Annotated in this window: 24 protein-coding genes, 1 tRNA gene and 1 CRISPR repeat array; of the genes, 13 read left to right on the forward strand and 12 right to left on the reverse strand. The window is 65.0% G+C overall.

Annotation, left to right across the window (positions count from 1 at the left end; genetic code table 11):
• Positions 1-755: a CRISPR direct-repeat array (repeat unit 35 nt; unit sequence TTCCACTTCCTTAGATGCCGATAGGCGTTGAGCAC).
• Positions 756-812: 57 nt separating this feature from the next.
• Complete coding sequence (locus tag BRC58_10680; protein ID PSP15888.1) at positions 813-1,121, reverse strand: hypothetical protein; 309 nt, start codon at positions 1,119-1,121, stop codon at positions 813-815.
• Between the two features lie 107 nt (positions 1,122-1,228).
• On the opposite strand from BRC58_10680, the gene BRC58_10685 reads away from it, so the two are divergent.
• The 6 genes from BRC58_10685 (at position 1,229) to BRC58_10710 (ending at position 5,105) form a co-directional block, all read left to right on the forward strand.
• Positions 1,229-2,008 carry a cell-cell signaling protein gene (locus BRC58_10685; protein ID PSP15922.1) on the forward strand — a complete coding sequence of 260 codons (780 nt, stop codon included), beginning with the start codon at positions 1,229-1,231 and terminating at the stop codon, positions 2,006-2,008.
• A gap of 137 nt (positions 2,009-2,145) precedes the next feature.
• Positions 2,146-3,015, forward strand: a complete 870-nt coding sequence (locus BRC58_10690) for a methyltransferase type 11 (GenBank protein ID PSP15889.1) — start codon at positions 2,146-2,148, stop codon at positions 3,013-3,015.
• Positions 3,012-3,713, forward strand: coding sequence for an HAD family phosphatase (locus BRC58_10695; protein ID PSP15890.1), 702 nt, complete (start codon positions 3,012-3,014; stop codon positions 3,711-3,713). Before BRC58_10690 ends, BRC58_10695 begins: the two co-directional genes overlap by 4 nt.
• A 27-nt stretch (positions 3,714-3,740) precedes the next feature.
• Positions 3,741-3,813: transfer RNA gene (locus BRC58_10700), tRNA-Ala, on the forward strand.
• Positions 3,814-3,870: 57 nt separating this feature from the next.
• On the forward strand, positions 3,871-4,629 hold the full coding sequence (locus BRC58_10705) for a pseudouridine synthase (GenBank protein PSP15891.1): 759 nt from the start codon (positions 3,871-3,873) through the stop codon (positions 4,627-4,629).
• Positions 4,626-5,105 (forward strand): hypothetical protein, encoded by a 480-nt coding sequence (locus BRC58_10710; protein ID PSP15892.1) that lies wholly within the window; start codon positions 4,626-4,628, stop codon positions 5,103-5,105. The genes BRC58_10705 and BRC58_10710 overlap by 4 nt, the downstream gene beginning before the upstream one ends.
• Here BRC58_10710 and malQ read toward each other — a convergent pair.
• The 4 genes from malQ to BRC58_10730 form a co-directional block, all read right to left on the reverse strand.
• Positions 5,102-6,604, reverse strand: a complete 1,503-nt coding sequence (malQ, locus tag BRC58_10715) for a 4-alpha-glucanotransferase (protein ID PSP15893.1) — start codon at positions 6,602-6,604, stop codon at positions 5,102-5,104. The two genes, BRC58_10710 and malQ, sit on opposite strands and share 4 nt — an antisense overlap.
• 61 nt (positions 6,605-6,665) lie before the next feature.
• Complete coding sequence (locus BRC58_10720) at positions 6,666-7,979, reverse strand: MFS transporter (protein ID PSP15923.1); 1,314 nt, start codon at positions 7,977-7,979, stop codon at positions 6,666-6,668.
• 197 nt (positions 7,980-8,176) lie between these two features.
• Positions 8,177-9,508: an MFS transporter gene (locus BRC58_10725; protein ID PSP15924.1), complete on the reverse strand. Its 1,332-nt coding sequence runs from the start codon at positions 9,506-9,508 to the stop codon at positions 8,177-8,179.
• Positions 9,509-9,597: 89 nt separating this feature from the next.
• Positions 9,598-10,572 carry an NAD(P)H-dependent glycerol-3-phosphate dehydrogenase gene (locus BRC58_10730; GenBank protein PSP15894.1) on the reverse strand — a complete coding sequence of 325 codons (975 nt, stop codon included), beginning with the start codon at positions 10,570-10,572 and terminating at the stop codon, positions 9,598-9,600.
• Between the two features lie 111 nt (positions 10,573-10,683).
• On the opposite strand from BRC58_10730, the gene BRC58_10735 reads away from it, so the two are divergent.
• From BRC58_10735 to BRC58_10750, 4 genes are all read left to right on the forward strand, one after another.
• The gene (locus BRC58_10735) at positions 10,684-11,127 is read left to right on the forward strand and encodes an NUDIX hydrolase (protein ID PSP15895.1); all 444 of its coding nucleotides are present in this window, start codon (positions 10,684-10,686) and stop codon (positions 11,125-11,127) included.
• A gap of 128 nt (positions 11,128-11,255) precedes the next feature.
• A complete protein-coding gene (locus tag BRC58_10740; GenBank protein ID PSP15925.1) occupies positions 11,256-11,615 on the forward strand; it encodes a hypothetical protein in 360 nt (119 codons plus the stop codon).
• A 30-nt stretch (positions 11,616-11,645) separates the two neighbouring features.
• Complete coding sequence (locus BRC58_10745; GenBank protein ID PSP15896.1) at positions 11,646-13,157, forward strand: AAA family ATPase; 1,512 nt, start codon at positions 11,646-11,648, stop codon at positions 13,155-13,157.
• Between the two features lie 95 nt (positions 13,158-13,252).
• On the forward strand, positions 13,253-13,609 hold the full coding sequence (locus BRC58_10750) for a hypothetical protein (GenBank protein ID PSP15897.1): 357 nt from the start codon (positions 13,253-13,255) through the stop codon (positions 13,607-13,609).
• Between the two features lie 94 nt (positions 13,610-13,703).
• On the opposite strand, the gene aroF is transcribed toward BRC58_10750, so the two are convergent.
• From aroF to BRC58_10775, 5 genes are all read right to left on the reverse strand, one after another.
• On the reverse strand, positions 13,704-14,762 hold the full coding sequence (gene aroF / locus BRC58_10755; GenBank protein PSP15898.1) for a 3-deoxy-7-phosphoheptulonate synthase: 1,059 nt from the start codon (positions 14,760-14,762) through the stop codon (positions 13,704-13,706).
• 99 nt (positions 14,763-14,861) lie between these two features.
• Positions 14,862-15,326 (reverse strand): DUF3464 domain-containing protein, encoded by a 465-nt coding sequence (locus BRC58_10760; protein PSP15899.1) that lies wholly within the window; start codon positions 15,324-15,326, stop codon positions 14,862-14,864.
• 29 nt (positions 15,327-15,355) lie between these two features.
• The gene (locus BRC58_10765) at positions 15,356-15,625 is read right to left on the reverse strand and encodes a 30S ribosomal protein S15 (protein PSP15900.1); all 270 of its coding nucleotides are present in this window, start codon (positions 15,623-15,625) and stop codon (positions 15,356-15,358) included.
• Positions 15,626-15,698: 73 nt separating this feature from the next.
• The gene (locus BRC58_10770) at positions 15,699-16,124 is read right to left on the reverse strand and encodes a Holliday junction resolvase RuvX (protein PSP15901.1); all 426 of its coding nucleotides are present in this window, start codon (positions 16,122-16,124) and stop codon (positions 15,699-15,701) included.
• 4 nt (positions 16,125-16,128) lie between these two features.
• Positions 16,129-17,301 carry a GNAT family N-acetyltransferase gene (locus BRC58_10775; protein PSP15902.1) on the reverse strand — a complete coding sequence of 391 codons (1,173 nt, stop codon included), beginning with the start codon at positions 17,299-17,301 and terminating at the stop codon, positions 16,129-16,131.
• A 238-nt stretch (positions 17,302-17,539) separates the two neighbouring features.
• Between BRC58_10775 and BRC58_10780 the strand changes: the two genes are divergently transcribed.
• The gene (locus tag BRC58_10780) at positions 17,540-18,451 is read left to right on the forward strand and encodes a carotenoid biosynthesis protein (GenBank protein ID PSP15903.1); all 912 of its coding nucleotides are present in this window, start codon (positions 17,540-17,542) and stop codon (positions 18,449-18,451) included.
• 6 nt (positions 18,452-18,457) lie between these two features.
• Positions 18,458-19,663 (forward strand): glycosyl transferase, encoded by a 1,206-nt coding sequence (locus BRC58_10785; GenBank protein PSP15904.1) that lies wholly within the window; start codon positions 18,458-18,460, stop codon positions 19,661-19,663.
• On the opposite strand, the gene BRC58_10790 is transcribed toward BRC58_10785, so the two are convergent.
• A complete protein-coding gene (locus tag BRC58_10790) occupies positions 19,648-20,130 on the reverse strand; it encodes a ribonuclease HI (GenBank protein ID PSP15905.1) in 483 nt (160 codons plus the stop codon). The genes BRC58_10785 and BRC58_10790 overlap by 16 nt on opposite strands.
• Positions 20,131-20,223: 93 nt before the next feature.
• Here BRC58_10790 and BRC58_10795 point away from each other — a divergent pair, with 93 nt between their 5' ends.
• Positions 20,224-22,203, forward strand: coding sequence for a DNA polymerase III subunit gamma/tau (locus tag BRC58_10795; GenBank protein PSP15906.1), 1,980 nt, complete (start codon positions 20,224-20,226; stop codon positions 22,201-22,203).
• Here BRC58_10795 and BRC58_10800 read toward each other — a convergent pair.
• Positions 22,152-23,588 (reverse strand): glycosyl transferase, encoded by a 1,437-nt coding sequence (locus tag BRC58_10800; GenBank protein PSP15907.1) that lies wholly within the window; start codon positions 23,586-23,588, stop codon positions 22,152-22,154. The genes BRC58_10795 and BRC58_10800 overlap by 52 nt on opposite strands.
• Positions 23,589-23,714 lie beyond the last annotated feature (126 nt).

Genomic DNA, 23,714 nt, shown 5'->3' on the forward strand with positions numbered 1-23,714 from the left:
TTCCACTTCCTTAGATGCCGATAGGCGTTGAGCACCTCGGCTGAATTCGCCGTGTGGCAATCCGCCCATTGGTTCCACTTCCTTAGATGCCGATAGGCGTTGAGCACCTGCCCGAGGCGATCCGCAGCGTGCAACGATTAGAGCGTTCCACTTCCTTAGATGCCGATAGGCGTTGAGCACTAATCGTAAAGCTGCCACCGCTTGTATCGGCAAACAGGTTCCACTTCCTTAGATGCCGATAGGCGTTGAGCACAACAAGTCTAAGGAGGCTTGTATGTCTAGCTTATCAGTTCCACTTCCTTAGATGCCGATAGGCGTTGAGCACGGGCAAACGCTGATATACCTAGCAACACCCCCGACGGTTCCACTTCCTTAGATGCCGATAGGCGTTGAGCACGGCGACAACTGGATAAAGGTCCAGGTACATCGAATGTTCCACTTCCTTAGATGCCGATAGGCGTTGAGCACCTTGTGGCGGTCTGATATTTTCCCTCAGAAATAGGTTCCACTTCCTTAGATGCCGATAGGCGTTGAGCACCGGGTACGTCCTGGCGTTATCGCGGTAGCGGCCGAGTTCCACTTCCTTAGATGCCGATAGGCGTTGAGCACTTGTACGCGAGGGCTACACGGGAGGAGAGTTTTGACTTGTTCCACTTCCTTAGATGCCGATAGGCGTTGAGCACCTTTTTGCACGGGCCATCAGCAACGGCGTGCGCCCGGTTCCACTTCCTTAGATGCCAGTAGGCGTTCATCATGCCGATTGCAGTGCCCTAGCAATGGCACCACAACTGACGCAGCTTCCGATCCGCCGCTCAATCCGCCCAAACCACGTGATCGCCCACCGCAGTCGGCCCGCTATCGAGTGCGATGCCAAAGGCGCCCCCGCGCCAGTGCGGATACATGGCTGCGTGCAGCCCGGGCAAGGCCTCATCCATGCGCTCGCAGGGCTTGGTCTCGCCCTGAATTTGGATGCGGCAGCCACCAATGCGCAGCGTGTGCCGGCGCGTGTGGACTAGGCAAACGCCAGCCACCAGCAGGTTCGCGCGGCGCACTGAGGGCGGCAGCGAACCACCCAGCTCGGCCATGAGCGCATCCCAGACTTCCTGCGCCAGCAGCGTCACCTGCCGCCGCCCGCCCTGGTTGGTGTTATACCAATTACGAATAATATTGCACTGCTTTGGCGGAGCGGACCGCTTGGCGGATGAACTTCCAATTGGTGAGCGAGCGGATGGTCTGCTCCGAGAGCTGGTTGAGCTGCTGGAACAGCCACTGCTGCAGCTCTGGCAGCGTCGCGAAGTTCGGACTGGGCTTCGTGCGCCAGCTCCTACAGCGCGATCCCGAGGCTTGCATCCACGCTACCTACCACCGTGTCGAAGCGGCAGCCGAGTTGTTTGCCTTGGCCGAAACCCACGGGCCACGGCTGCGCTGCCTGCCCATGGATGTTACCGACGAGGCCCAAATCGCGGCGGCGGTCCGCCAGCTGCAGTCGGTTACCGATCGCCTCCATTTGACTGTCAACTGCATTGGCATCCTGCACGCGGGCGAGCTGCAACCAGAAAAGGGGCTGCGGCAGCTCGATGCGGACAAGCTCCTGCGCTACTTCCAGATCAACAGCCTCAGCGGGGCCCTGCTGGCCAAGTACCTGCTGCCGCTGCTGCGCCACGACCGGCGCAACGTCTTTGCCAGCCTCTCGGCCAAGATTGGCAGTATTGGCGACAACCAGCTCGGGGGCTGGTACGGCTACCGCGCCTCCAAAGCCGCGCTCAACATGCTGCTGCGCACGGCAGCCATTGAGTTCGGGCGCAAGAGCCCGCAAACCATCGTCGTGGCGCTGCACCCCGGCACCACCGATACGCCGCTCTCCCAGCCGTTTCAGCGCCACGTGCCGGCCGAACAGTTGTTCCCAGTGGAGCGAACGGTGCGGCAGCTGCTGGGCATTATTGATGGGCTAGGCCCCGAGGATAGCGGGCAGTTCTTTCACTGGGATGGCACTCGCTTGCCCTGGTAGCCCGCCATGCCCTACGCGTTTCCAGACGATTTGACCTTTCGCACCTAAAAGCGCACGCCCGCTCCCGTCCCCCTCGATGTCTGAGCTGCCCCAACGGGGGCGTTAAAATCTTTAAAGCAGCCGCTTGAAGCACTGCCATGCCCGGCGCTCAAGGCACGCTCTGGGACCGCTTTTTGGCCCCGGTGGTCCGCTCGCTCATCGACGAAGAGGCCCTGCGGCGGTTCTACGAAAGCGTTGATTGGGAGGCCGAGAGTGCGCGCTTGGGCAACCCCAACCTGAGCTATCCGGACTATTACCGCAGCGCCAACTTTCACGGCATTGAGGGGGGCTACTGCAACCCCCAAGCCGCCGTCACCTACGATGCCATTACCCAGTACGCCGTCCCGCCCAACGAGCAATGGGTGCGGCAGGAAGCGATCGACACCCTTGCCGGGCAACCGCAGCGCATTCTGGATTTGGGCTGCGGCACAGGGTCAATGGCGCTGATGCTGCAACGCCAGTTCCCCCAAGCTGAGGTCATGGGACTGGACCTGTCACCCTACATGCTGGTGGTGGCCGAGCACAAAGCGCACCAAGCCAACGCGAGCGTGCGCTGGTACCACGGCAAGGCTGAGGCCACGGGCTTGCCCAATGGCAGCCTCGATTTGGTAACAGCGGCCCTGCTGTTCCACGAGACGCCCCCCGCCATTGCCTGCACCATCTTGCAAGAAGGGCTGCGCCTGCTGCGGCCCGGCGGCGAGTTCCTGGTCCTTGACGGCCACCAAGCGCACTTGCAGCAGGCCGATTGGGTGATGGATGTTTTTGAGGAGCCCTACATCCGGGACTACGCGGCGGGCGATTGCGAGGCCTGGATGGCGGCTGCCGGCTTTGAAGCGGTCGGCACCCACGAGATTTGGTGGATCCACCAAGCAACCCGTGGGGTCAAACCGCTACCGGCTCGCCAAGCGCGCCCGCACCCAGGTACAGCAACGGCTCCCGAGTGGCCCGATGCGTCCGCACCGGCATGACGCTGCAAGCCGTCCTATTCGATCTCAACGGCACCATTGCCAACACCGACGGGCTCCACCAGCCGATCGTCGAGCAGCTCCTGCTGGCGCAGAACCTGCGGCTAGAGGCCGGCGAGTACCGCGCGCTCTGCCCGGACCGCAGCGATCGCGCGTGCCTGAGCGCGCTGCTGGCGCGCCGCGGGCGCAGCACCACTGCCGATGGGCTGGATGGGTTGCTGGCGGCCAAAAGCGCCGCCCTGGACGAGGCGCTCCGGCAGCAGCCGGCCCCAGCGCTCTATCCCGACGTTGCGGCCTTGCTAGCGCGGCTAGACGCAGCCGGTTTGGCGGTTGGCGTGGTAGCGGGCATGGCGCTGCGCGACGCGCAGCAGGTGCTGGCGCATGCCGGCCTGAGCCAGGCCTTTGCAGCAATCGCCAGCGCCGAGGAGGCCGGCGACCCCTACACCCTGGCGCTGGCACGGTTGAGCGAGCGCAGCGCTGGCAGCAGCCACCTCATCCCCAGTCGCTGCTTGGCGATCGAGGCCACCGAAATCGGCATTGCCGCAGCGCACCGAGCGGGGCTGCCGGTGGCCGCCGTTACCCACCGCCACCCGCTCCACATGCTGCAGCGGCAGGCCGATTGGGCCATCGACCGCCTGGGCGAGCTGGAGCTGGAGCGGCTGCAGCAGGCGTTCGCGCAAGCGCGCGCGGGCGAGTGTTAAAATCTCAGACCGGGCGCTCGAGCCCATGGGGAATTAGCTCAACTGGCAGAGCGCTGCGATCGCACCGCAGAGGTTAGGGGTTCGACTCCCCTATTCTCCACTGAGCGCCACCGTCCGCCGGCACGGCGCCCGAGCTGCTGCAGTTGGTGAGTGCACCATGCAACAACGGGTGCAAAAACTGCTGTCGCAGTGGGGCATTGCCTCGCGGCGGCAGGCCGAGCGCATGATGGCAGCCGGGCGCGTGCAGCTCAACGGCGAGCCCGCGCAGGTGGGCCAAACGGCCGATCCCAGCGTCGATCGGCTGGTTGTGGACGGGCAGTGCCTCGAGCCCGACACGCAACCAGCACCTTGCTACCTGCTACTCAACAAACCGGCAGGCGTGGTGGCCACCTGCCGCGATCCCCAGCAGCGGCGGACGGTCCTGGATTTGCTGCCTGATGAGCTGCGCTGCAGTTGCGGCCTGCATCCGGTGGGCCGCCTCGATGCAGCCTCCACGGGCGCGTTGCTGCTAACCAACGATGGGGCCTTAACCCTGCGCCTGACGCATCCGCGCTATCACTTGCCCAAAACCTACCGCGTGCGGGTCCGCGGCCGCATTGGCGAAGCAGCCCTCGAGCGCTGGCGCCGCGGCCTCGTCCTAGACGGCCGCCCCACCCAGCCCGCAAGCATTACCGTCCTGCAGCGGCACGCGGATACAGCGTGGCTGCAGGTGACGCTAACCGAGGGCCGCAACCGCCAGATCCGGCGTTCGGCTGAGTTGCTGGGCTGGCGCGTGCTGGCGCTGCATCGCACGGCCATTGGGCCGGTGCCGCTGCATCCGCAGCGCGGTCCGCGCTTGCGGCGCGGCCAGTACCGGCGGCTGGCACGCTGGGAGTGCCAGCGCTTGCAGCACGCTGCCGGCACAGTGCGCTTATGACAGCTACCGACTCCCACACCGAGCGGGCTGCAGCACTCCAGGCCATGGGCGAGCGCCTGCAGCAGCTGCGCTTGCAACGCTCGGCCACGATCGACGATATGGCCGGCCAAACGCGGATCCAGCCGCCACTGCTGAGCGCGATCGAGCAGGGGCAGCTGGAGGAGCTGCCCGATTGGGTCTACCTGCAAGGCCTGGTGGCCAAGTACGCCGAAGCTCTGGACCTAGACGGTGCGGCGTGGGCCGCGCAACTATCGCCGCCTGCCAGTGCGACTCCCCCCTCCACAACAGTTAGGGCAAGCCAGCCTCGGTCCCGCGGCCACTGGCGCCCGAGCGCTCCGCTGCAACCGCTGCCGCTTTATCTGGGCTACATCCTGCTCGTGAGCCTTCTGGTCGTGGGCCTCTCGCGCTGGATCGAGCGCCCCAGCCCCCCGCCAGAGGCCGCCCAACCGGCGCCCCAAGCCTCGCGGGCGCGCTAGCGTTTCGCTCGGCCGTAGAGCTCGGTGAGCTTGCCCAAGCGTTGCTGCAGTTCTTCGGTTAGGGCCTCGCTGCGGTAGCGCCAGCGCCAGCTACCCTCGATCTGGTTGGGCGTATTCATGCGCGCTTCGCTGCCCAAGCCCAAAACGTCCTGGAGCGGAATGATGGCCTGGTTGGCCACCGAGGCCATGGCCAGGCGGATCAGGCTCCAGTGGATGCCGTTGGGCTCAATGCAGCCCAGGTAGTCGCGCACCCGCTGCTGGGCCTCGGGCGAGCGCTTGTCGAACCAGCCCACCGTGGTGTCGTTGTCGTGGGTGCCGGTGTAGGCGATGCAGTTGCGGTTGGTGTAGTTGAACGGCAAATAGGGATTGCCCGGCCCCGAATCAAAGGCAAAGTGCAGCACCTTCATCCCGGGAAAGTCGTACTTGTCCCGCAGAGCTTCCACCTCGGGGGTAATGATGCCCAAATCCTCGGCCACGATGGGAAGTTGGCCCAGCCGCTCGCCCAGCAGCTGGAAGAACTTGTCGCCGGGGGCCTCGATCCAGCGGCCGTTGCGGGCGTCCGGCTCGCCGCGATCAACCGCCCAGAAGGCCTGGAAGCCGCGAAAGTGGTCGATGCGCAGGATGTCAACGTAGTCCAGAGTGCCCTCAAAGCGCTGCAGCCACCACTCAAAGCCAGTGGCCTCCAGCTGCTCCCAGTTGTAGACGGGGTTGCCCCAAAGCTGGCCGGTGTCGCTGAAATAGTCTGGCGGAACGCCCGCCATTAGGGCGGGCTCGCCGGTCTGCTCGTCCAGGCAGAAAATGTCTTGGTGCGCCCAGACCGCCATGCTATCGTGGGCGACGTAGATGGGAATGTCGCCAAAGATTTGGATGCCGCGATCGTTGGCGTAGCGCTTGAGTGCTTGCCACTGGCGGTAGAACTCAAACTGGACGTATTTGTGGAAAAAGATCTCCTTGCCCAGGCGCCCGCGCCATTCGTCTAGGGCCTGCTGGTCCCGCCGGGCAATGGACCAGGTCCACTGGTGCCAGGGGCGCCCGCCAAAGACATCTTTGAGCGCCATGAATAGGGCAAAGTCGTCGATCCAATAAGCGTGGCGCGCGCAAAAGGCGTCGTAACCTTCCCCCTGGCGGTCGAAATCGGCGCGAAAGTTGGCAAATGCCTGCCGCAGCAGCGGCATTTTGGTTTCTTTGACCCGGTCGTAGTCCACCCGCTCGGCGGGGAACTCGGGGAAATCAGCCAGATCGCGATCGGCGAGCAAGCCCTGCTGGCGCAACTGCTGGGGGCTGATTAAAAGCGGATTGCCCGCCAGCGCCGAGTAAGATAGGTACGGCGAGTTGCCAAAGCCGGTCGGCCCCAGCGGCAGCACCTGCCACAACCGCTGGTAGCTGGCCGCCAAAAAGTCAACGAAGCGATAGGCTTCCGGCCCCAAATCGCCAATGCCGTAGGGGCTGGGCAGGCAGGTGGGATGGAGCAAAATGCCGCTGGCGCGCTCGAGTTGCATGTCGCTCGGGGGCGCTTGACTGTCAGCGGCAGTCTATCAGCTTGGGGGCGCGCGAGCGGGCCTAGGCGGCTGTCTCGTTCTCGGTGGCTTCAACGCCAGCGCGGGTGGCTTCCTCAGCCAAATCGCGGACGTTGGAGACCGAGGCAGCCGCAATTACCAGCGACACGCCGCCAAAGACGACGGCCAGCAAGCTGTTGTTGCCCAACAGGGTCTCCATAATCCAACCCAGCCCCAACGAGGCCAGGATCTGCGGGATAACGATAAAGGCATTGAAAACGCCCATGTAAATGCCGGTGTCTTCCTCGGGCAGCGCGTCCGAGAGGATGGCGTAGGGAACGGCCAGGGCGCTGGCCCAGCTGAGCCCAAAGCAGGCCATCTGGAACAGCAGCAGGTACCGATCGCGCACCACCAGCAGCGAGATCAGGGCCAAGCCGCCGCACAGCAGGCAAAATGCGTGGGCGAACTTGCGGCTGGTCCAGCGGACGAAGCGCGGCAGTACCAGCGAAAAAACAAACGTGACGGCGTTGTAGAGGGCAATGCAAATGCCGGCCCACTCCACGCCCTGGGTGTAGCGCGGCGAGCTCTCCGCGATCGCCCCAAAGATCTGGTGCCCTACAGCCGGCGGAAAGTAAATAACCAAGCAAAAAACGCCAAACCAGGTAAAGAACTGCACCACCGCCAGTTGCCGCATGGTCTCGGGCATGGCCCGAATGGCTTGCCAGATCCCCAGCAGCAGATTGTCCGAGTCCCGCGCGCTGTTGCGGGAGCGGCCGTAAGGTTGGTAGCGCTCGGGCGGGTACTCGGGGGTGGTAACCACCGTCCAGACCACCGCCGCCAAAAAGACCGCGGCCCCGATGTAGAACGCGACTTTGACCGTAACCGGAATCTCGGTCTCGAGATTGACGATGCTTTCGATGCCAATGACCCCGTTGAGCAGCCAGGGGCACAGCGAGGCAGCCACGGCACCCAGGCCAATGAAAAAGCTTTGCATGGCAAAGCCAGAGGTCTTTTGCTCCTCGGGGAGCAGGTCCGAGACAAAGGCACGGAACGGTTCCTGGGAGATGTTGACCGAGGTATCCAGAATCCAGAGCGCCCCGGCTGCCATCCACAGGCTGGAGGCGTTGGGCATTAGCACCAGCGCCAGCGAGGCCAAGATCGCGCCCACCAAAAAGTAGGGCCGCCGCCGCCCCAGCGGGCCCCAGGTGCGATCGCTCATGTAGCCAATGATGGGTTGCACGATCAGCCCTGTTAGGGGCGCTGCCAACCACAGGATGGGGATTTGTTCGGGATTGGCCCCCAGATACTCGTAAATGGCGCTGGTATTGGCAATTTGCAGCGTCCAGCCAAACTGGATGCCAAAAAAGCCAAAGCTCATGTTCCAGAGCTGCCAGAAGCTGTAAGCTGCAGCCTTGGGGCGCGTTTGTGCCGCTTGCTGCGTCTCAGCTTGCATGGCCAAACGGTTGCTAGTTGCGCGCTAACGAGCACCGCCTTCACTGATTTAGGTTGCCACCGTGCGCTGGCCAGTGACAATACGCCCAAAACGGTGGCACTGGACGCGATCGCGGCTTGCGCCTAGTTTTGAATCGGCGCCCGCTCGCCTTCGGCGAGGGTCGCTTCCACTGTCGGTTGCGGGCTGCCGGCATCGTCGACGCCTTGCACGAACAGCGCTGCGACGATCAGCGAGGCACCGCCCAGCGCCAGCGCCAGCAGGGCGTTGTTGTCCAGCAAGTGGGTCATGACCCAGCCCAAGCCCAGCGAGGCCACGATTTGGGGCAGCACGATGAAGGCGTTGAACAGCCCCATGTAGACCCCGGTCTGGCGCACCGGCAAGATGTCGGAGAGGATGGCGTAGGGCACCGCCAGCGTGCTCGCCCAGGCAATGCCAAAGCACGCCATGGGCAAAAACAGCACGTACTGGTCTCGCACCCCCAACAGCGCGATCAGGCCCAAGCCACCGCAGATCAGGCAGCAGGTATGCACGAACTTGCGGCTGGTGAGGGCAGCCAGCTTGGCAACGAACAGCGAAAAAACAAAGCAGACGCCGTTATAGAGGGCAATGCAGATGCCCGCCCACTCGATGCCTTGGGTATACAGCAGCGAACTCTCATCCGTTGCCCCAAAGATGCGATGCCCCACCGCAGGCGGGAAGTACAAAAACACGCAAAAAATGCCCAGCCAGCTAAAGAACTGCACCCAAGCCAGCTGCCGCATGGTCTCGGGCATGGTACGAACGGCCTCGGCAATGCCGCGCAGCCCCCCCACCAGAGCGCCTGCCAGGCCGCCCGAGCGCGCGTGCTGCTGCTCGCGCAACTCTGCTTCGGTGGGCGGGTACTCGCCCGTAGTCACCACTGTCCAGAGCACGGTACCCAAAAAGGCAGCCGCGCCGATGTAGTAGGAGAACTTCACCGTCAGCGGAACGGGCCCCTCAACGCTGGTGTTGAGCACGCCGAATGCGTGCGAGAGCACCCAAGGACAAAGCGAGGCAGCCACAGCCCCCAGGCCAATGAAAAAGCTCTGCATGGCAAAGCCGCGCGTGTGCTGCTGCTCGGGCAGCACGTCCGAGACAAAGGCCCGAAAGGGCTCCATGCTGATGTTGACCGAGGTATCCAGGATCCAGAGCAAGCCGGCCGCCATCCACAGGCTGGAGGCATTGGGCATTAGCACCAGCGCCAGCGAGGCCAAGATTGCGCCTACCAAAAAATAGGGCCGCCGCCGCCCCAACGGGCCCCAGGTGCGATCGCTCATGTAGCCGACGATGGGTTGGGCGATCAGTCCGCTGACTGGGGCCGCCAGCCACAGGATGGGGATTTGCTCGGGATTGGCCCCTAAGTACTCGTAGATGGCGCTGGTGTTGGCAGCCTGCAGCGTCCAGCCCACCTGAATGCCAAAAAAGCCAAAGCTCATGTTCCAGAGCTGGCCGAAGTTAAGGAGGGCTTTCTCGCCCGAGGGGTGGTTGGCGCTCTCATCCATAGCGGCTCTGCGGCGGCCCTAGCTCAGGCAATGTCGCAAAACTCCGATTTGAGCTCGCGCGCCATCAAGTTCTCCACGGCCGCTTGCGGTGCCGTTCGGCCGGCGGTTAGCGCTTCCACTTCTTGGGCAATGGGGGCCGCGATCGCCTGGCGTTGCGCCAGGGCGACTAGCACTTGCGTCGTATTGATGCCCTCAGCCGTTCCCTCCAGGGCTGCCAGGATGCGATCGAGCAGCTGCCCCTGCGCCAGCCCATAACCGACACGGTAGTTGCGCGAGAGCGGACTCTCGCAGGTGGCCAGCAGGTCGCCGAGGCCCGAGAGGCCAAAGAAAGCCTCGGTTGAGGCCCCTAGCGCTGTCCCAATGCGCGTCATCTCCGGCAGGGCGCGAGTGAGCAGGGCAGCTTTGGCATTAGCCCCCAGCTGCAAGCCATCGCAAACGCCCGCCGCGATCGCGATGACGTTTTTGAGCGTGCCGCCCAGTTCAGTGCCCAGCGGATCGGCGTTGGCATAGACGCGAAAGCGCCGGGAGGCCAGCAGCTGCTGCGTTAGGCCGGCGGCTGCTGGCGAGCGGCTGGCAGCCACCGTTGCTGCCGGTCGTCCCTGCTGGATCTCGCCGGCGAGGTTGGGGCCCGATAGCACCACAATGGGGTGTTGGGGGAAGGCCGCCTGCCACAGCTGGGACGGTGTCCGGGCGCTGGCCGCATCCAACCCCTTGGTGGCCGTGATGATGGGGACTCGCGGTGGCGGTGCGGCGGCTTGCAGCCGCTCGATGGTGGGGATTACCCCCGGCATCGACACCGCCGACAGCACGATGTCTGCCTCTGCCAGTACGGCATCCAGGGGGGCGCTACCGCGGCGCGACCAACAGCGCACGGTGTGCCCGTTGCGGCGCGCCAAGGCTGCTAGGGTAGAGCCCCATGCCCCCGAGCCGATCGCGGCCAATACGGACAGCTTGCCCGCGCTCGCCGGGGCAGTCGTGAAATCACTAGGCTCGGGCATAAGGCAACAATCGAGCGCGCTGTCAGCCGCAGGCAGCCAGCTTTGCTGCTGCGCCGTTGGGCGCGCTGGCCCCTACCATAACCCATTTCCAGCTATCGCAATCCGCCGCCCATGGCCGCCGAGCGCAATCCCACTCCCACGGTCGATACCATCATCGAGCTGCTAGATCGCGCGCATCGGCCCATCGTTCTGGTCGAGCGCCGCAACCCGCCCCAGGGGTGGGCCCTACCGGGCGGTTTTATCGATCGCGGCGAGTCGGCCGAGGCAGCCGCCTGGCGCGAAGCCTACGAGGAAACCGGCTTGCGCATCGAGCTGCTGGGGCAGCTCGGGGTTTATTCGCACCCCGAGCGCGATCCGCGCCGGCATACCCTGAGCGTGGTTTTTATAGCCACTGCCCGCGGCACCCCCCAAGCCGCCGATGATGCCCGGCGCACCCAGGCATTTGCACCGTGGGAGCTGCCCGCCCGGCTGTGCTTCGACCACGACCGCATCCTGCACCACTACTGGCACTACCGCCACTACGGCATTCGGCCGCTGCTGACCGGCTCGCCCTAGCGCGGGCAGGGGGGACAAGCAGGTTAAAAAGTATTGCAATTTTGACGTCATACTGGCAAGCTGGCTTGACGGCCTAGCAAGGCCTAGCTAACTTAGGAGCGTACCCGGGGAATCCCCCAATGAGTGAGATGCCGGACAAGCAGAAAGTCACTTTATACCTGCCGCCGGGGCTGCACCGCCAGCTCAAGATCCGGGCGGCCGTCGAGGCAGAGTCCATGTCGGCCATGGTCGAGCGCGCGATTGCCTTCTACCTCAACCACCCCGACTGGGTCGAGGAGCAGGCAGCCACCCAGGACAATACCTACCAGGTCCACGATTGCCCCGAGTGCAACAACTCGCTCGTTATCAAAGAGGGCGAGGCAATCTCGCTCAAGCACCAACCCACGGTCGTCTCGGACAGCCTGGCCGCCGACAGCGTCCCCAAGGCCGTTGCGTCGCACTCCGACTCGCCCGGCGAAGGGGAGCACGAGGAACTGGTGCCCTGCTGAGCCGTACCACCCTGCACAGCCCGATCCGCCATGCTCGAGGAACTGCAAAACCTCATCCAAGCCCAATACCCGCTCATCTACCTCGTTACGCCCGAGGAAGAGCGGGCCGAGCAGGCGATCGAGGCTATTGCTGACGGCGACGCGCAGCAGCGGCGCATCTACGTTTGGACGGTGACCCGCGGCATGATCGAGCGCGGCCAACAGCGCAGCGCCAGCCAGCACAACACGGTCTCGCCCGAGGCAGCCATCGAGTGGACCGTACGGCAGCAGGAAGCGGGGATCTACATCTTTAAGGACCTGCATCCGTTCATTGATTCGCCGGCCACCACCCGCTGGCTGCGCGACGCCATCGCCAGCTTCAAAGGGACGAACAAATGCATCGTGCTGATGTCGCCGGTGCAGCAAATCCCGGTGGAGCTGGAAAAAGAAGCGGTCGTGCTCGACTACCCGCTGCCCAATCTGAGCGAGCTCAATCAGGTTCTGTCGCGCCAGCTCGAGGCCACCCAGTCGCCCTCGCCCAGCACGGAAGTGCGCGAGAAGCTGCTCAAAGCAGCCCTGGGCCTCACCCTAGATGAGGCAGAGAAAGTGTTCCGCAAGGCCTACGTGCAAGCGGGCCAGTTCACCGCCGACGAGGTCGATGTCATCCACTCGGAGAAGAAGCAGCTCATCCGCCGCAGCGGCATTCTGGAGTACATCGAAGAAGACAACAGTATTGACGCGGTTGGCGGCATTGAGGAGCTCAAGCGCTGGTTGCAGCAGCGCGCCGATGCCTTTAGCGAGCGCGCCCGCGAGTACGGCCTGCCGCAGCCCCAAGGCATGCTGATTCTGGGCGTGCCCGGATGCGGCAAGTCGCTCATTGCCAAAACCACCGCTCGCCTCTGGGGGCTGCCGCTGCTGCGCATGGACATGGGCCGCGTCTACGATGGCTCCATGGTGGGGCGCTCGGAGGCCAACCTGCGCAATGCTCTGCGCACGGCCGAATCGCTCTCGCCGGTGGTGCTGTTTATCGACGAGCTGGACAAGGCCTTTTCCGGCGGATCCGGCTCGGCCGACTCCGATGGCGGAACCTCCGGCCGGATTTTTGGCTCGTTTTTGACCTGGATGCAGGAGAAAACCTCGCCGGTATTCGTGATGGCCACGGCCAATCGGGTCGAGCGCTTGCCGGGCGAGTTCCTGCGCAAGGGTCGCTTTGACGAGATCTTCTTTGTGGATCTGCCCGGCGCCGAAGAGCGCCAGCAGATCCTGCGCATTCACTTGCAGAAACGCCGCTCCGACATCTCGCGCTTCGATCTGGAGCAGCTGGCCAACGTTTCTGAAGGCTTTTCCGGGGCAGAGCTCGAACAGGTGATCGTGGCTGCCATGTACGAAGCGTTCGCCCAAGACCGGGAGTTTACGCAGCTGGATGTCATCGCTGCAATCAAGTCCACGCTGCCGCTCTCGCAAACCATGACCGAGCAGGTAACGGCGTTGCGAGAGTGGGCGCGCCAGCGCGCCCGGCCTGCCTCGGCCTCCGTCGCCGAATACCAGCGACTGGAGTTCTAACAAGCTTTCTCCTGCCCTATCAGGAGAAACGGCTAGCCTCAACTAGCCGACCCAACCCAACCCCGTTTTGCAAGCAACGGATAGGAGGAAAACCAGTGTCGCATTTTAGTACGCTGCGAACCAAAATCACCGATGCCGAGACCCTGAAGGCCTCCCTGCAGGATCTGGGCATGACCGTTAAAGACAATGCGGACGTGCGCGGCTACAACGGCCAGCGCGTTCGCGCCGATGTCGTCGCCGAGCTGGAAGGCGAGTACGATCTGGGCTGGTCGCAAAACAGCGACGGTACCTACGATCTGATCGCCGACCTGTGGGGCGTTGCCAAAAAGCACAACCAGACTGAGCTCATCAACGCCATCAACCAGAAGTACGCCGTCAACAAGACCCTCTCTGAGGTCAACCAGCGCGGTCTCGAGAGCGCCAACGTCAACGTTGTCGTGCAAGACCGCTAGCGGCTGACTTCAGGCGCGCTACCCAGCGCGCTTGCGGGGCGCCCCAAAAACCCTCCCCAGTGCCTGGGGAGGGTTTCGTGTGGCTTGGCGCAGCTCAGACCACCGCCATGCTGGGCTGGGGCCAGCGCTCCACGGCCCGGCCGATGGGAACCAACTCGCGGACGAGGCTATCGAAGCGCTCGGGCGTCAGCGACTGGGCGCCGTCCGACCAGGCCTTGGGTGGATTGGGATGGACCTCGGTCATGAGCGCGTCCGTTCCGGCCGCGATCGCCGCTTTGGCCATGGGCGGTACGAAATCCGAGTTGCCCGTGCCGTGGCTGGGGTCGATGGTAATGGGCAGGTGCGTCAGCGATCGCAGCACCGGAATGGCAGAGAGATCGAGGGTGTTGCGCGTGTAGCGCCGATCGAAGGTACGGATGCCGCGCTCGCAGAGGATGACGTTGGGATTGCCGGCAGCCAGCACGTACTCGGCCGCCATGAGCCACTCCTCAATCGTGCCCGACATGCCGCGCTTGAGCAGGACGGGGCGCGGTTGCGCGCCCACTTTTTTCAGCAGCGAGAAGTTCTGCATGTTGCGCGCGCCGATTTGGACCACATCGGCCACCTCGGCGACCTTATCCACATCGGCAGTATCCATGACCTCGGTGATGATGCCCAAGCCGCTGGCCTCGCGCGCCGCTGCTAGCAGCGGCAGCGCGCTCTCGCCGTGGCCTTGAAACGAATAGGGCGAGGTCCGCGGCTTGTAAGCGCCCCCGCGCAGAAACTGAGCACCCGAGTCCCGGACGCGCCGGGCGGTATCGACGATGGTTTCTTCGTTTTCGACCGAGCAAGGACCGGCAATGAGCGCTACCGGATGCTGCTCGCCGATGGTGACGGTACCGTTGGGCGTTGGCACCTGGACTTCGCTGGGTTGCCCGTGCCGAAACTCGCGACTCGCGCGCTTGAAGGGCTGCTCGACGCGCAGAACGTCCTCGATCCAGGGGCTAATTTGCTGCAGCTGGTACGGATCGAGCGACGCTGTATCGCCCACCAACCCCAGGACCGTCTTGTGGTCGCCGACAATGGTCTCGGGGGTGAGCCCGCGCTCCCGCAAGTCGTCGCTAATGCGGCTGACTTCCTCCTCGGGGGCACCGACTTTCAGCACTACAATCATGGCAAACCCTTCCTAAACTGCCGTTCGCACTAGCGCGCAAATCCCGTAACTTATCATAACCGGCAGCCCGCGGTTCCGAGGCGATCGCGCAACCGAACGTTACGACCGATCGGCCTGTTGGCGCTCGCGGCGCGCTGCACGCCAAGCCTGGGCCAATCGGGCCGCATTGGCGCGGAACTCCGACCAGCCCAACAAGCTGCCGGGGGCGTTCTCCTCCCAGGAGGTGGAGATAATGCCGTAACTCAAGCCCAAAACCCCCATACCAAACAAGCCCATGCTGACCAACACGGCTGCCGTATGGGGCAACTCCAGGGTGGTGTAGTTGGCAATGCCGTAGAAGGCAAACAGGCTGACAAGGCCCAAAACCGTCGGGATGCCGCAGAACGCGAGCATGCGGCGCACCATGCGGCGGGTGACGGCCTTGGGCGTCGCCGAGAGATCGGCCTCGGCGCGGCTGGCCGCTCGAATGGCGTTGCCGGTCGCAGCGGCACTGGGCTCGGTTGAGGTTTCGGCGTTGCGCTTGCGGCTCGGTTCGAAGGGAAGTCGTTCGCGATCGGCAGGCATGGGAGGGCACCAGAGGACAGCGACAGTCGCTAGCGGCGGATGCCAAGGCGCTGGATCAAAGCGCGATAGCGTTCGGGGTTTTCGCGATAGAGGTAGTTCAGCAAGCTGCGCCGGCGCCCGATCATTTTGAGCAGGCCGCGCCGGGAAGCGTGATCCTTGTGGTTGGCCTGCAAGTGCTCGGTTAGGCGCGTAATGCGTTCGGTCAAAATGGCAATTTGGACGTCTGGCGATCCGGTATCGGTATCGTGGACTTGATACGAATCAATTATCTGTTGCTTCTCGGGGTGGGTCAGGCTCATAAGTTGGCGTTCGCGTTACGGCCTAGCGGAATGCAATCCTAGCACCTACCGTCAGCGCCGAATGGCAAGCGCCCTAGCGGCGCCGATCCAGCCACTGCTGCAGGATGATGGCCGCCGCCTGGCAATCGATGCGGGCTTTGTCCGCCCGCGATCGCGGTTGGGCGGCCATGTTGAGCTGCTCGCGCGCCTCTAGCGAGCTCAGGCGCTCGTCGACGTAATCCAACGGCATCTCCAGGGTCTTGGCGAGGCGTTGCGCGAACTGCTGCACCTGCCGCGCTTGCTCGCCCAGAGTGCCGTCCATGCAGTAGGGCAGGCCCACCACCAGAACGCGCGCCCTGCGCTCGGCAACCCACGCTTGCAGCCGTTCCCGATCCTGAGGAAAAGACTGCCGCTCGATGGTGGTCAGGCCGGTGGCGATCAGCCCCATGCCGTCGCAGCCGGCAACGCCCAACCGCCGCTTGCCCACATCCAATCCCAGGGCCGATACGCGCTCGGGCATGGCCTTACCGCGGGGGCAAGCTGTCCGCCGGTTGCGCCGCAATGGCAGCCAGCTCCCGCTCGGTGGGGCGTTTGCGATTCGCGCCCACCATGCGGCCGGGAACGGGCGTGCCGCCCCCGGGCTGCAGTCCTTGCAACACCTCCGACAGTTGCAGGCGCGCCAGCGAGTTGGCCTTGGCTTCCCGCAACTTGTGCCACACCGAGCGCGACATCAGCAGCGTCTGCTCGGTTTGCTGCGCGCCGATTTGCGCCAGGTACGCCTCGCGCTCGGGTTGGTAGTCGGCCGAGCGCAATTGCAGCACCTGCGCCGGCCGGGCGGCGCGCGCCATGTAGGCCAACAGCTCGGGGTAGAGCCAGGTGTAAGCCGGATGGACGGTCAGATCGGCAGCTTGCTCGCCGTCGCGCGCCACCTGCAGTTGTAGGTAACCGATGGCAGCTTTGCGCTGCGGCTCGAAGACATAGCCTTGGAGGCGGTGGCTGGCGTGCCACCACTGCTGCAACTGTTGGGCGGCCGCTTCCCAGGGGCCGGTTTTGAAATCCCGGACGTGGCGATCGAAGGCTTGCCGCAGCAGCGGCGGCATGGCTGCGGTATCGAGCTGGTAGAGCAGTTGCGCGTCCACGTTGTTGACCGGCAGCAGGTTAGGGAGCTGCGGCTCGCGCTGGGCGAGCTGGGCCAGCGACTGGGGCGGAATGGCCCAATCGGTCATTTGGGCCAGCGGCTGAAAGCCGTTTTGCCGGTACAGGGCCAGGGTGTCGCGATCGCTGATGTTGACCTCAAGCAGCCAGGTACGCGCTTCCCCAATCGCTTCCAAGCAGTGTCGGATGAGCTGGCTGCCGACGGTCTGGCGGGAGGCTGCAGCATCCGCCAGCAGGCAGTCAATTTGCCAGGTGCTGCGCGCTTTGTTCGCAGGCGAGACCTTGATAAAGCCCGCGATTTGCCCGGCGCGCTCCGCTACATAGGCGCGCCAGTCGCGCTGGGCTGCAGGGGGCAGCCAACGCAAAACGGGCAACACCCTCAGCCAACGCTGCTTTTGCCGCAACCAAGGCTCGGGCGTAGCGCGGCCATCGCCCCCTTCAGCACTGACGGCCCGGTCCAATAGGGCCTCAATGGCTCCCAAGTCCCGGTACTGCACGGGACGGATCGCCGTTGGGGGGTCCTCAAAGCGGGAGACAGCCATAGAGATGCAGCTCGGCGAGGGTGCGGCGCAGCTACCTTTATCCTAACGGCTTCCAGCGGTTCCAAGGGGCCATGTGGCGGGGAGCAGCCGTGCTAGCTTAGTCCCGGCAATGGCGCGGGGCAGTTACGATCGCCGCAACTGGCTAAGGGACTACCGGTAGCTGTCCCTTGATGTAAAGATACATTAAACTACACGTCCCAGTGGGGACCCGCTTGCGGGTTGGGAGGACGCATCGCACATGGCACGATTGTTGCTTTGGGAACGCCTGCTATTGGGCGGTCACTTGTTTTTGTTGGCTTTCGGCTTGGCGGGGTTGTTGTGGGTGCTTCCCCAGCCCCAAATCGTCGCTAGCTTGCCCGCTTGGGCTCAGGTGGCATTCGATTGGTCGATGGCGGGCGGCGGCGCTGCCTACATGGTTCTGGGGGCGGCAGCCGTATTGCTCTATACCTGGCGCCAGTTAGGCGCCTGGCACGCGCTGACGTTTCTGCTGGCGGCCAGTGCCATCTCGCTGGGCAGCGAGCTCTGGGGAACGAGTTCGGGCCTGCCGTTCGGCGAGTACCGCTACCTCAGCGGCCTGGGCTACAAAATTGCCGGCTTGGTGCCGTTTACCATCCCGCTGTCTTGGTTCTACCTGGGCTTGGTTAGCTATGTCCTGGGACGCGCTGCCCTCGAGCGCGGGAACCTGCCGCGCTGGGGCCAGCGCGCTGGCGCGATCGCCATCGGCGCGTCGCTGCTAACGGGTTGGGACTTGGTGCTGGATCCCGCCATGACCCAAGCCACCGTCCCGTTTTGGGTCTGGGAGCAGCCCGGTGCCCTGTTCGGCATGCCCTATCAGAATTTGCTGGGCTGGTGGCTGACTGGGGCTGCTTTTATGCTTGTTGCCAGCCTGCTGTGGCAGCGCCGCCCCACGGGCATGCCGCGCAAGCCGGGCTTACCGTTGGTCGTCTACATCAGCAACCTGGCCTTTGGCGCCGTGCTGAGCTTAGCTGCTGGCCTTTGGGTTCCGGTGGTGCTGGCCGCCGTCCTGGCAATCCTGCCAGCTGGGGCACTGTACGCGATCGCGGCGCGCGCTCCCGAGCGCCATTCCATCGGCTCGCAAGGGGGGCTCCAGAGCGGCCCAGAAACGCCAGCCCAAGCCCTCTCCGAATAGCGCGCCATGCTTGCTGTGGCGAGCGAGGCCGTCGCGGGAGCAGCCGCCTGGGGGCTGCTGCTGCTGCAGTTGCCGGCAGCGGCCATCCTGCTGTCTCGATTGCTAGCTGGCGTGCGGCGGGCGCCTCCCATTGCCCCAGTAACGGCTGCCTCCGCCCTCAGCGGGGCTGCCAGCGCAATCGTGCCGACGCGCAACGAGGCCCAGCGCCTGCCGCCTTGCCTGCAGGGCCTGAGCCGCCAGGGACCTGAGCTGCGCGAGGCCATCGTCGTCGACAGTCACTCGCAAGATGGCACGCCCGAGCTCGTGCGGGCGGCGCAGTCGCGCGATCCGCGCTTGCAGCTGGTTGACGAGGGGCAGCTCCCAATCGGCTGGATCGGCCGACCGTGGGCCCTGCAGGTGGGTTTTGGGGCTAGCTCGCCCCATAGCGACTGGATCGTGGGCATCGATGCCGACACGCAACCGCAACCCGGCGCCATTGCCGGCGCCATCGCCACCGCGCAAGCCTACGACTGCGACGTGCTCTCGCTCTCGCCGCGCTTTATCTTACAAACGCCAGGCGAGTGGTGGTTGCAACCGGCCCTGCTGGTCGCGCTGCTCTACCGCTGCGATTTGGACGGCCGGCCACCGCAGCGCCCGGAGCGCGCCATGGCCAACGGCCAGTGCTTGCTTGCCCGCCGGTCGGTGCTGGCGCAGTTGGGGGGCTACAGCAGTGCCGCTGCCTCATTTTGCGATGATGTCACCCTCGCGCGCAACGCCGCCGCGCGCGGCTTCCGGGTGGGATTTTTCGATGGCCGCCGCGTCCTCAAAGTCCGCATGTACGAGGGCGCCCGCGAAACGTGGCATGAGTGGGGGCGTTCGCTGGACCTCCAGGACGCCTGCTCGCGCGCTCAACTCTGGGCGGATGTGGGGCTGTTGCTGGGGGTGCAGGGCCTGCCGCTACCGGTGATGGTGCTGGTGCTGACCGCCGTGGCGGTTGGGCTGGCCCCGCTGCCAGTGCTGGCCGTTGCCGGTCTCAACGGCGGGCTGCTGGCGGTCCGCTTGGGGCTGCTGGCCGCAATCGCGCCTTGCTACGAGTGGGCAACGGGCGGCCGCTGGCCGGGGTGGCCGTTTTGGCTCTCGCCGCTGGCCGATCCGCTGGCCGTGCTGCGCGTGGGCCTATCGGCCGCGACGCGGCCCACCCAATGGCGCGGCCGCATTTATTCCGCCCCTTGAGGCTGGGCCAGGGGCGGCGGTTGGCCCAGGGCAAAGCCGCGCGCGATGCGATCGCAGCGCTCGTTGCCTGGGGCGCCGCTGTGACTGCGGACGTGGCGCCAGCGCACCAGCGGCGAGTTGAGCCCGTCGAGGCGCTGCCACAGGTCGCTGTTGCGGACGGGGCTGCCGCGCGCCGTTTTCCACTGGTTGCGCTTCCAGCCGGCCAACCACTGGGTGATGCCTTTGTAGACGTACTCGCTGTCGGTGTAGAGCGGCACGGGCTCAGCCGGCGGGGAGGCGGCGAGCAACTGCAGGGCTGCCTCGGCCGCTTGCATCTCCATGCGGTTGTTGGTGGTGTTGGCCTCGGCACCGCCGAGCTCGTAGACCGTACCGTCGCTAAAGTAAACCACCACGCCCCATCCGCCCGGACCGGGATTGCCCGAGCAGGCGCCATCGGTGTAGATGCTCGCGATGGGCTTGGGCGGCATAGCGGCATGGGTCATAGGACGCTGCTAGGGTGAGAGCACATTGCTCATCTGCCCCTTTAGGGTAGCGGTCTGCCGCTGGGCAGCGCGCGGCCCATGGCTTACCAGCCGCTCCACCACAAGTACCGGCCCCAACAGTTCGGCGATCTGGTGGGGCAAGCGGCGATCGCGGCCACGCTGAGCCGGGCCGTCGAAACCCAGCGCATCGCACCTGCCTACCTGTTTGCCGGCCCGCACGGCACGGGCAAAACCTCCTCAGCCCGCATCCTGGCCAAATCGCTCAACTGCCAAGCGAGCGAGGCCCCTACCCCCCATCCCTGCGGGCAATGCCAGTCCTGCCAGGCCGTCGCGCGCGATGCCTCGCTCGATGTCGTCGAGATTGACGCCGCCAGCAACACCGGCGTCGACAGCATCCGCGAGACGATCGAGCAGGCCCAATTTGCCCCCGTAGGGGGGCGCTACAAGCTCTACATTATCGACGAAGTCCAAATGCTGAGCGTGGCGGCCTTCAACGCGCTGCTCAAAACGCTGGAGGAGCCGCCCGCGCACGTCACCTTCATCCTGGCGACCACCGATCCGCAGCGGGTCCTGCCAACCGTCGTCTCGCGCTGCCAGCGCTTTGACTTTCGCCGCATCCCCGATGCAGCCATGGTCGAGCACTTGGGCGCGATCGCGCAGCAGGAAGGCATCGACATTCGCGAGGGCGGGCTCGAAGCCATCGCCCAGCTCGCCCGAGGGGGGGTGCGCGATGCCGAAAGCCTGCTGGATCAGGTGAGCTTGCTGAGCGGTCCCATCGAACGCGAGCAAGTTTGGGAGCTGGTCGGTGCCATTCCGGAAGCAGAACTGCTGGCGTTGCTGCGCGCGCTGCGAAGCGGCGATGCGGCAGCTGCACTCCAACAGTGCCGCACCCTGACCGATCGCGGCCGCGAACCGGCGATCGCGCTGCAGAGTTTGGCCGGCCTGCTGCGCGATTTGCTGGCGGCCAAGGCGGCCCCGGATCGACCCGAGCTCGCTGGGGTGACTGACTCAAGCTGGCAGGCGCTGTGCCAAGAGGCCCAGTTTTGGTCCATGGCGGCCATCCTGGAGGGGCAGCAGCACCTGCAGCGCTACCAGGGGCAGGTCAAAAACGCGACGCAGCCGCAGCTGTGGCTGGAAGTGACGGTTTTGAGCCTGCTATCGGGCGATTCTGAGGGGACGCAACCAGCCGTGCCTTCCGGTGATCGCGCAGAGAGCCTGCCATCGGATCGACCGAACGCAACCGCCCCATCACCAGCCCCGGCCGTCGATGCGCCGGCACTGCAACCCACCGAAGCCAGTGCCACTGTGCCGGCCCCATCGGCTGTCGCTGAGGCCGATGCGCCTGAGGCAACTCCCGAGGCAGACAGTGCTCCCGCTAGCGCTGCGGCAACCACCGCACCCGAGCCCGAGTCTCCCTCGGCGACCCAGGAATCGGATGCAGTTCCTGCCGCTCCATCGCCGCCCAACAGCGACGCCGAGTTGCAGCAGCTGTGGCAGCAGGTTCTCGAGCACCTGCAGCCGCACGCGACGCAGGCCCTGGTCAAACAACACTGCAAGCTCCTGCACTGCGATGGGCAAAGCGCCCGAGTGGGGGTGCGCAATCAAAACCTGCTCAAGATGGCGCAGGGCAAAAAGCGCAACCTCGAGGAGGCTTTTGCAGCCGTCTGGCCGGATGGCGTTAGCCTCTCGTTCGAGGTGGCAGCGCTCGAGCACCCGAGCGAATCCGCGCAATCCCAGGCTAAGCCCTCAGCTGAGGCTGGGCCCACGCAGGTTGCGCCGGTCGCCACCGCTGCCCCCGCTACCGACACCGAGCGCAAATCCTCCCCGAGCGAGGCGCCTAGCGCCGCTAGCGAGCCGACTGAAACTGCCGATGCTGCCGAGCCAGCTGATGCGCTAGAACAGGCAACCCAAACGCTGGCCGATTTTTTCCAAGGGGAGGTCGTGGCGCTGGAAGCGCCGCCACCGGCCGCCGACTGGGAGCAAGCGGACGGCCCCGACACCAGCCCTCAGCCGCCCTCGGACTCAGAGCAGGCAACCGACTCGGAAGTCCCGTTTTGAGCGGGCCCTTGATGGGGCATTTTGATCCAGTTGAGGCGCTTGGGTTGAACGGCCATGCGGGCAGTAACAGCTGCCATGACGGGCACCCAGTGCAGCATGTAGGCGTTGCCCCACAGGATGGTGGCCCAATCGGCCAGCGGCGTGGGCTTGGCCCCGGCAGGTTGGCTGCGGCGCAACCCGGCCGCGGTCGCCCAAACCGATACCCCGACCAGCAGCAGCGTCAGGGGGGCCAGCAGGGGCTGGCGCTGCTGCAGCAGCGCTGCGAGCAAATCTGGCACGGCGGCCATGGGCAGCAAGTACTGCACGACCAAAAACGCGAGCAGGTCGAGGCGTTTGGTTGCGCCCAACTGCGGGGACCGAACCAGGGACTGCCAGTAGTCGAGAAAGCGCTGGTAGCCGCCCTCCGCCCAGCGATTGCGCTGGTGCCAAAGCGAGCGCAGCGCCGTAACTCCTTCCTCGGTAACAGCCGGGTCGTTCAAAAACCGGACGTTCCAGCGGTTCAGATGCAGCTGCAGCGATAGGTCCAAATCGTCGGTGAGGGTGCTTTCGTTCCAGCCGCCGCACTGGGCCAGCGCGCGGCGCTTAACGAACTGACCGTTGCCTCGCAGCTCGCCGATCCCGCTTGCAGCAGTCCGCTGCTGTTGAAAATAGCTATCCAGCGCCATCTCGGCGGCTTGCGCGCGCGTCCAGCCATTGCAGGTGGCATTGACGATCGCCTTGCGCACTTGGACGGCGCCCGTTTGCGGGGCCTCAAACTGCGGCACGACCCAGCGCAGCAGCTCGGGGGAGACGCGGGCATCCGCATCAAAGACCGCAACGATCTCGCCGCGCGCGCGACCCAACGCCTGGTTGAGCGCTCCCGATTTGCCGCCCTGGGCGCCAATGGGCCGGTGCAGCACCTGGAGCTGCGCGCGCTCGTCAGCCATCGCATCCAGCAGCGCTCCCGTGCCGTCCGTGCTGCCATCATCGATGGCCCAAACCTCGTAGCGATGGGCCGGATAGTCCAAATCGCACAGCTGCTCGAGCGTGCCGCCAATCGCGGCAGCTTCGTTGCGCGCGGCGACCAAAATCGAGACGAACGGGGCGCTGGCATCGTGGGGCAGCGGTGGGGCACTGGCTGGCGGCAGTGCCAGCACCAAGCGCACCAAGTAGGCGGCCAGCGCAGCCGTTGCGCCCCAAATGAGCCACGCTCCCCAGGCAACCCAATGGAGCCCGAGCGTTACGCTCCAGACGATCATTAAAACTAGAGCCGCTTTGCGCCGGCGGCCGCCGGCCTCTACCGCTGCTTTCCCTGGCTGGATGGCTGCCTCGCTTGCGCTTGGGGCCCCATCGGTTAAGTGCGGACCGATGGGATCGAGCTCCTGGGAAGGCTCGTTCTCTGGCATAAGTTGGGGAACTGCTAGCTACAAGCGTGGCAATGCCGCAGCTAGCAAGCGGCAGCTTCCGGACGACAGCGAAAAATTATAATTTAGGACACCGCTGGCAGGGAGCAATGCCCCAGCCACTAGCAG

Source organism: Cyanobacteria bacterium QS_8_64_29, from assembly GCA_003022125.1.
Classification (GTDB): domain Bacteria; phylum Cyanobacteriota; class Cyanobacteriia; order Cyanobacteriales; family Rubidibacteraceae; genus QS-8-64-29.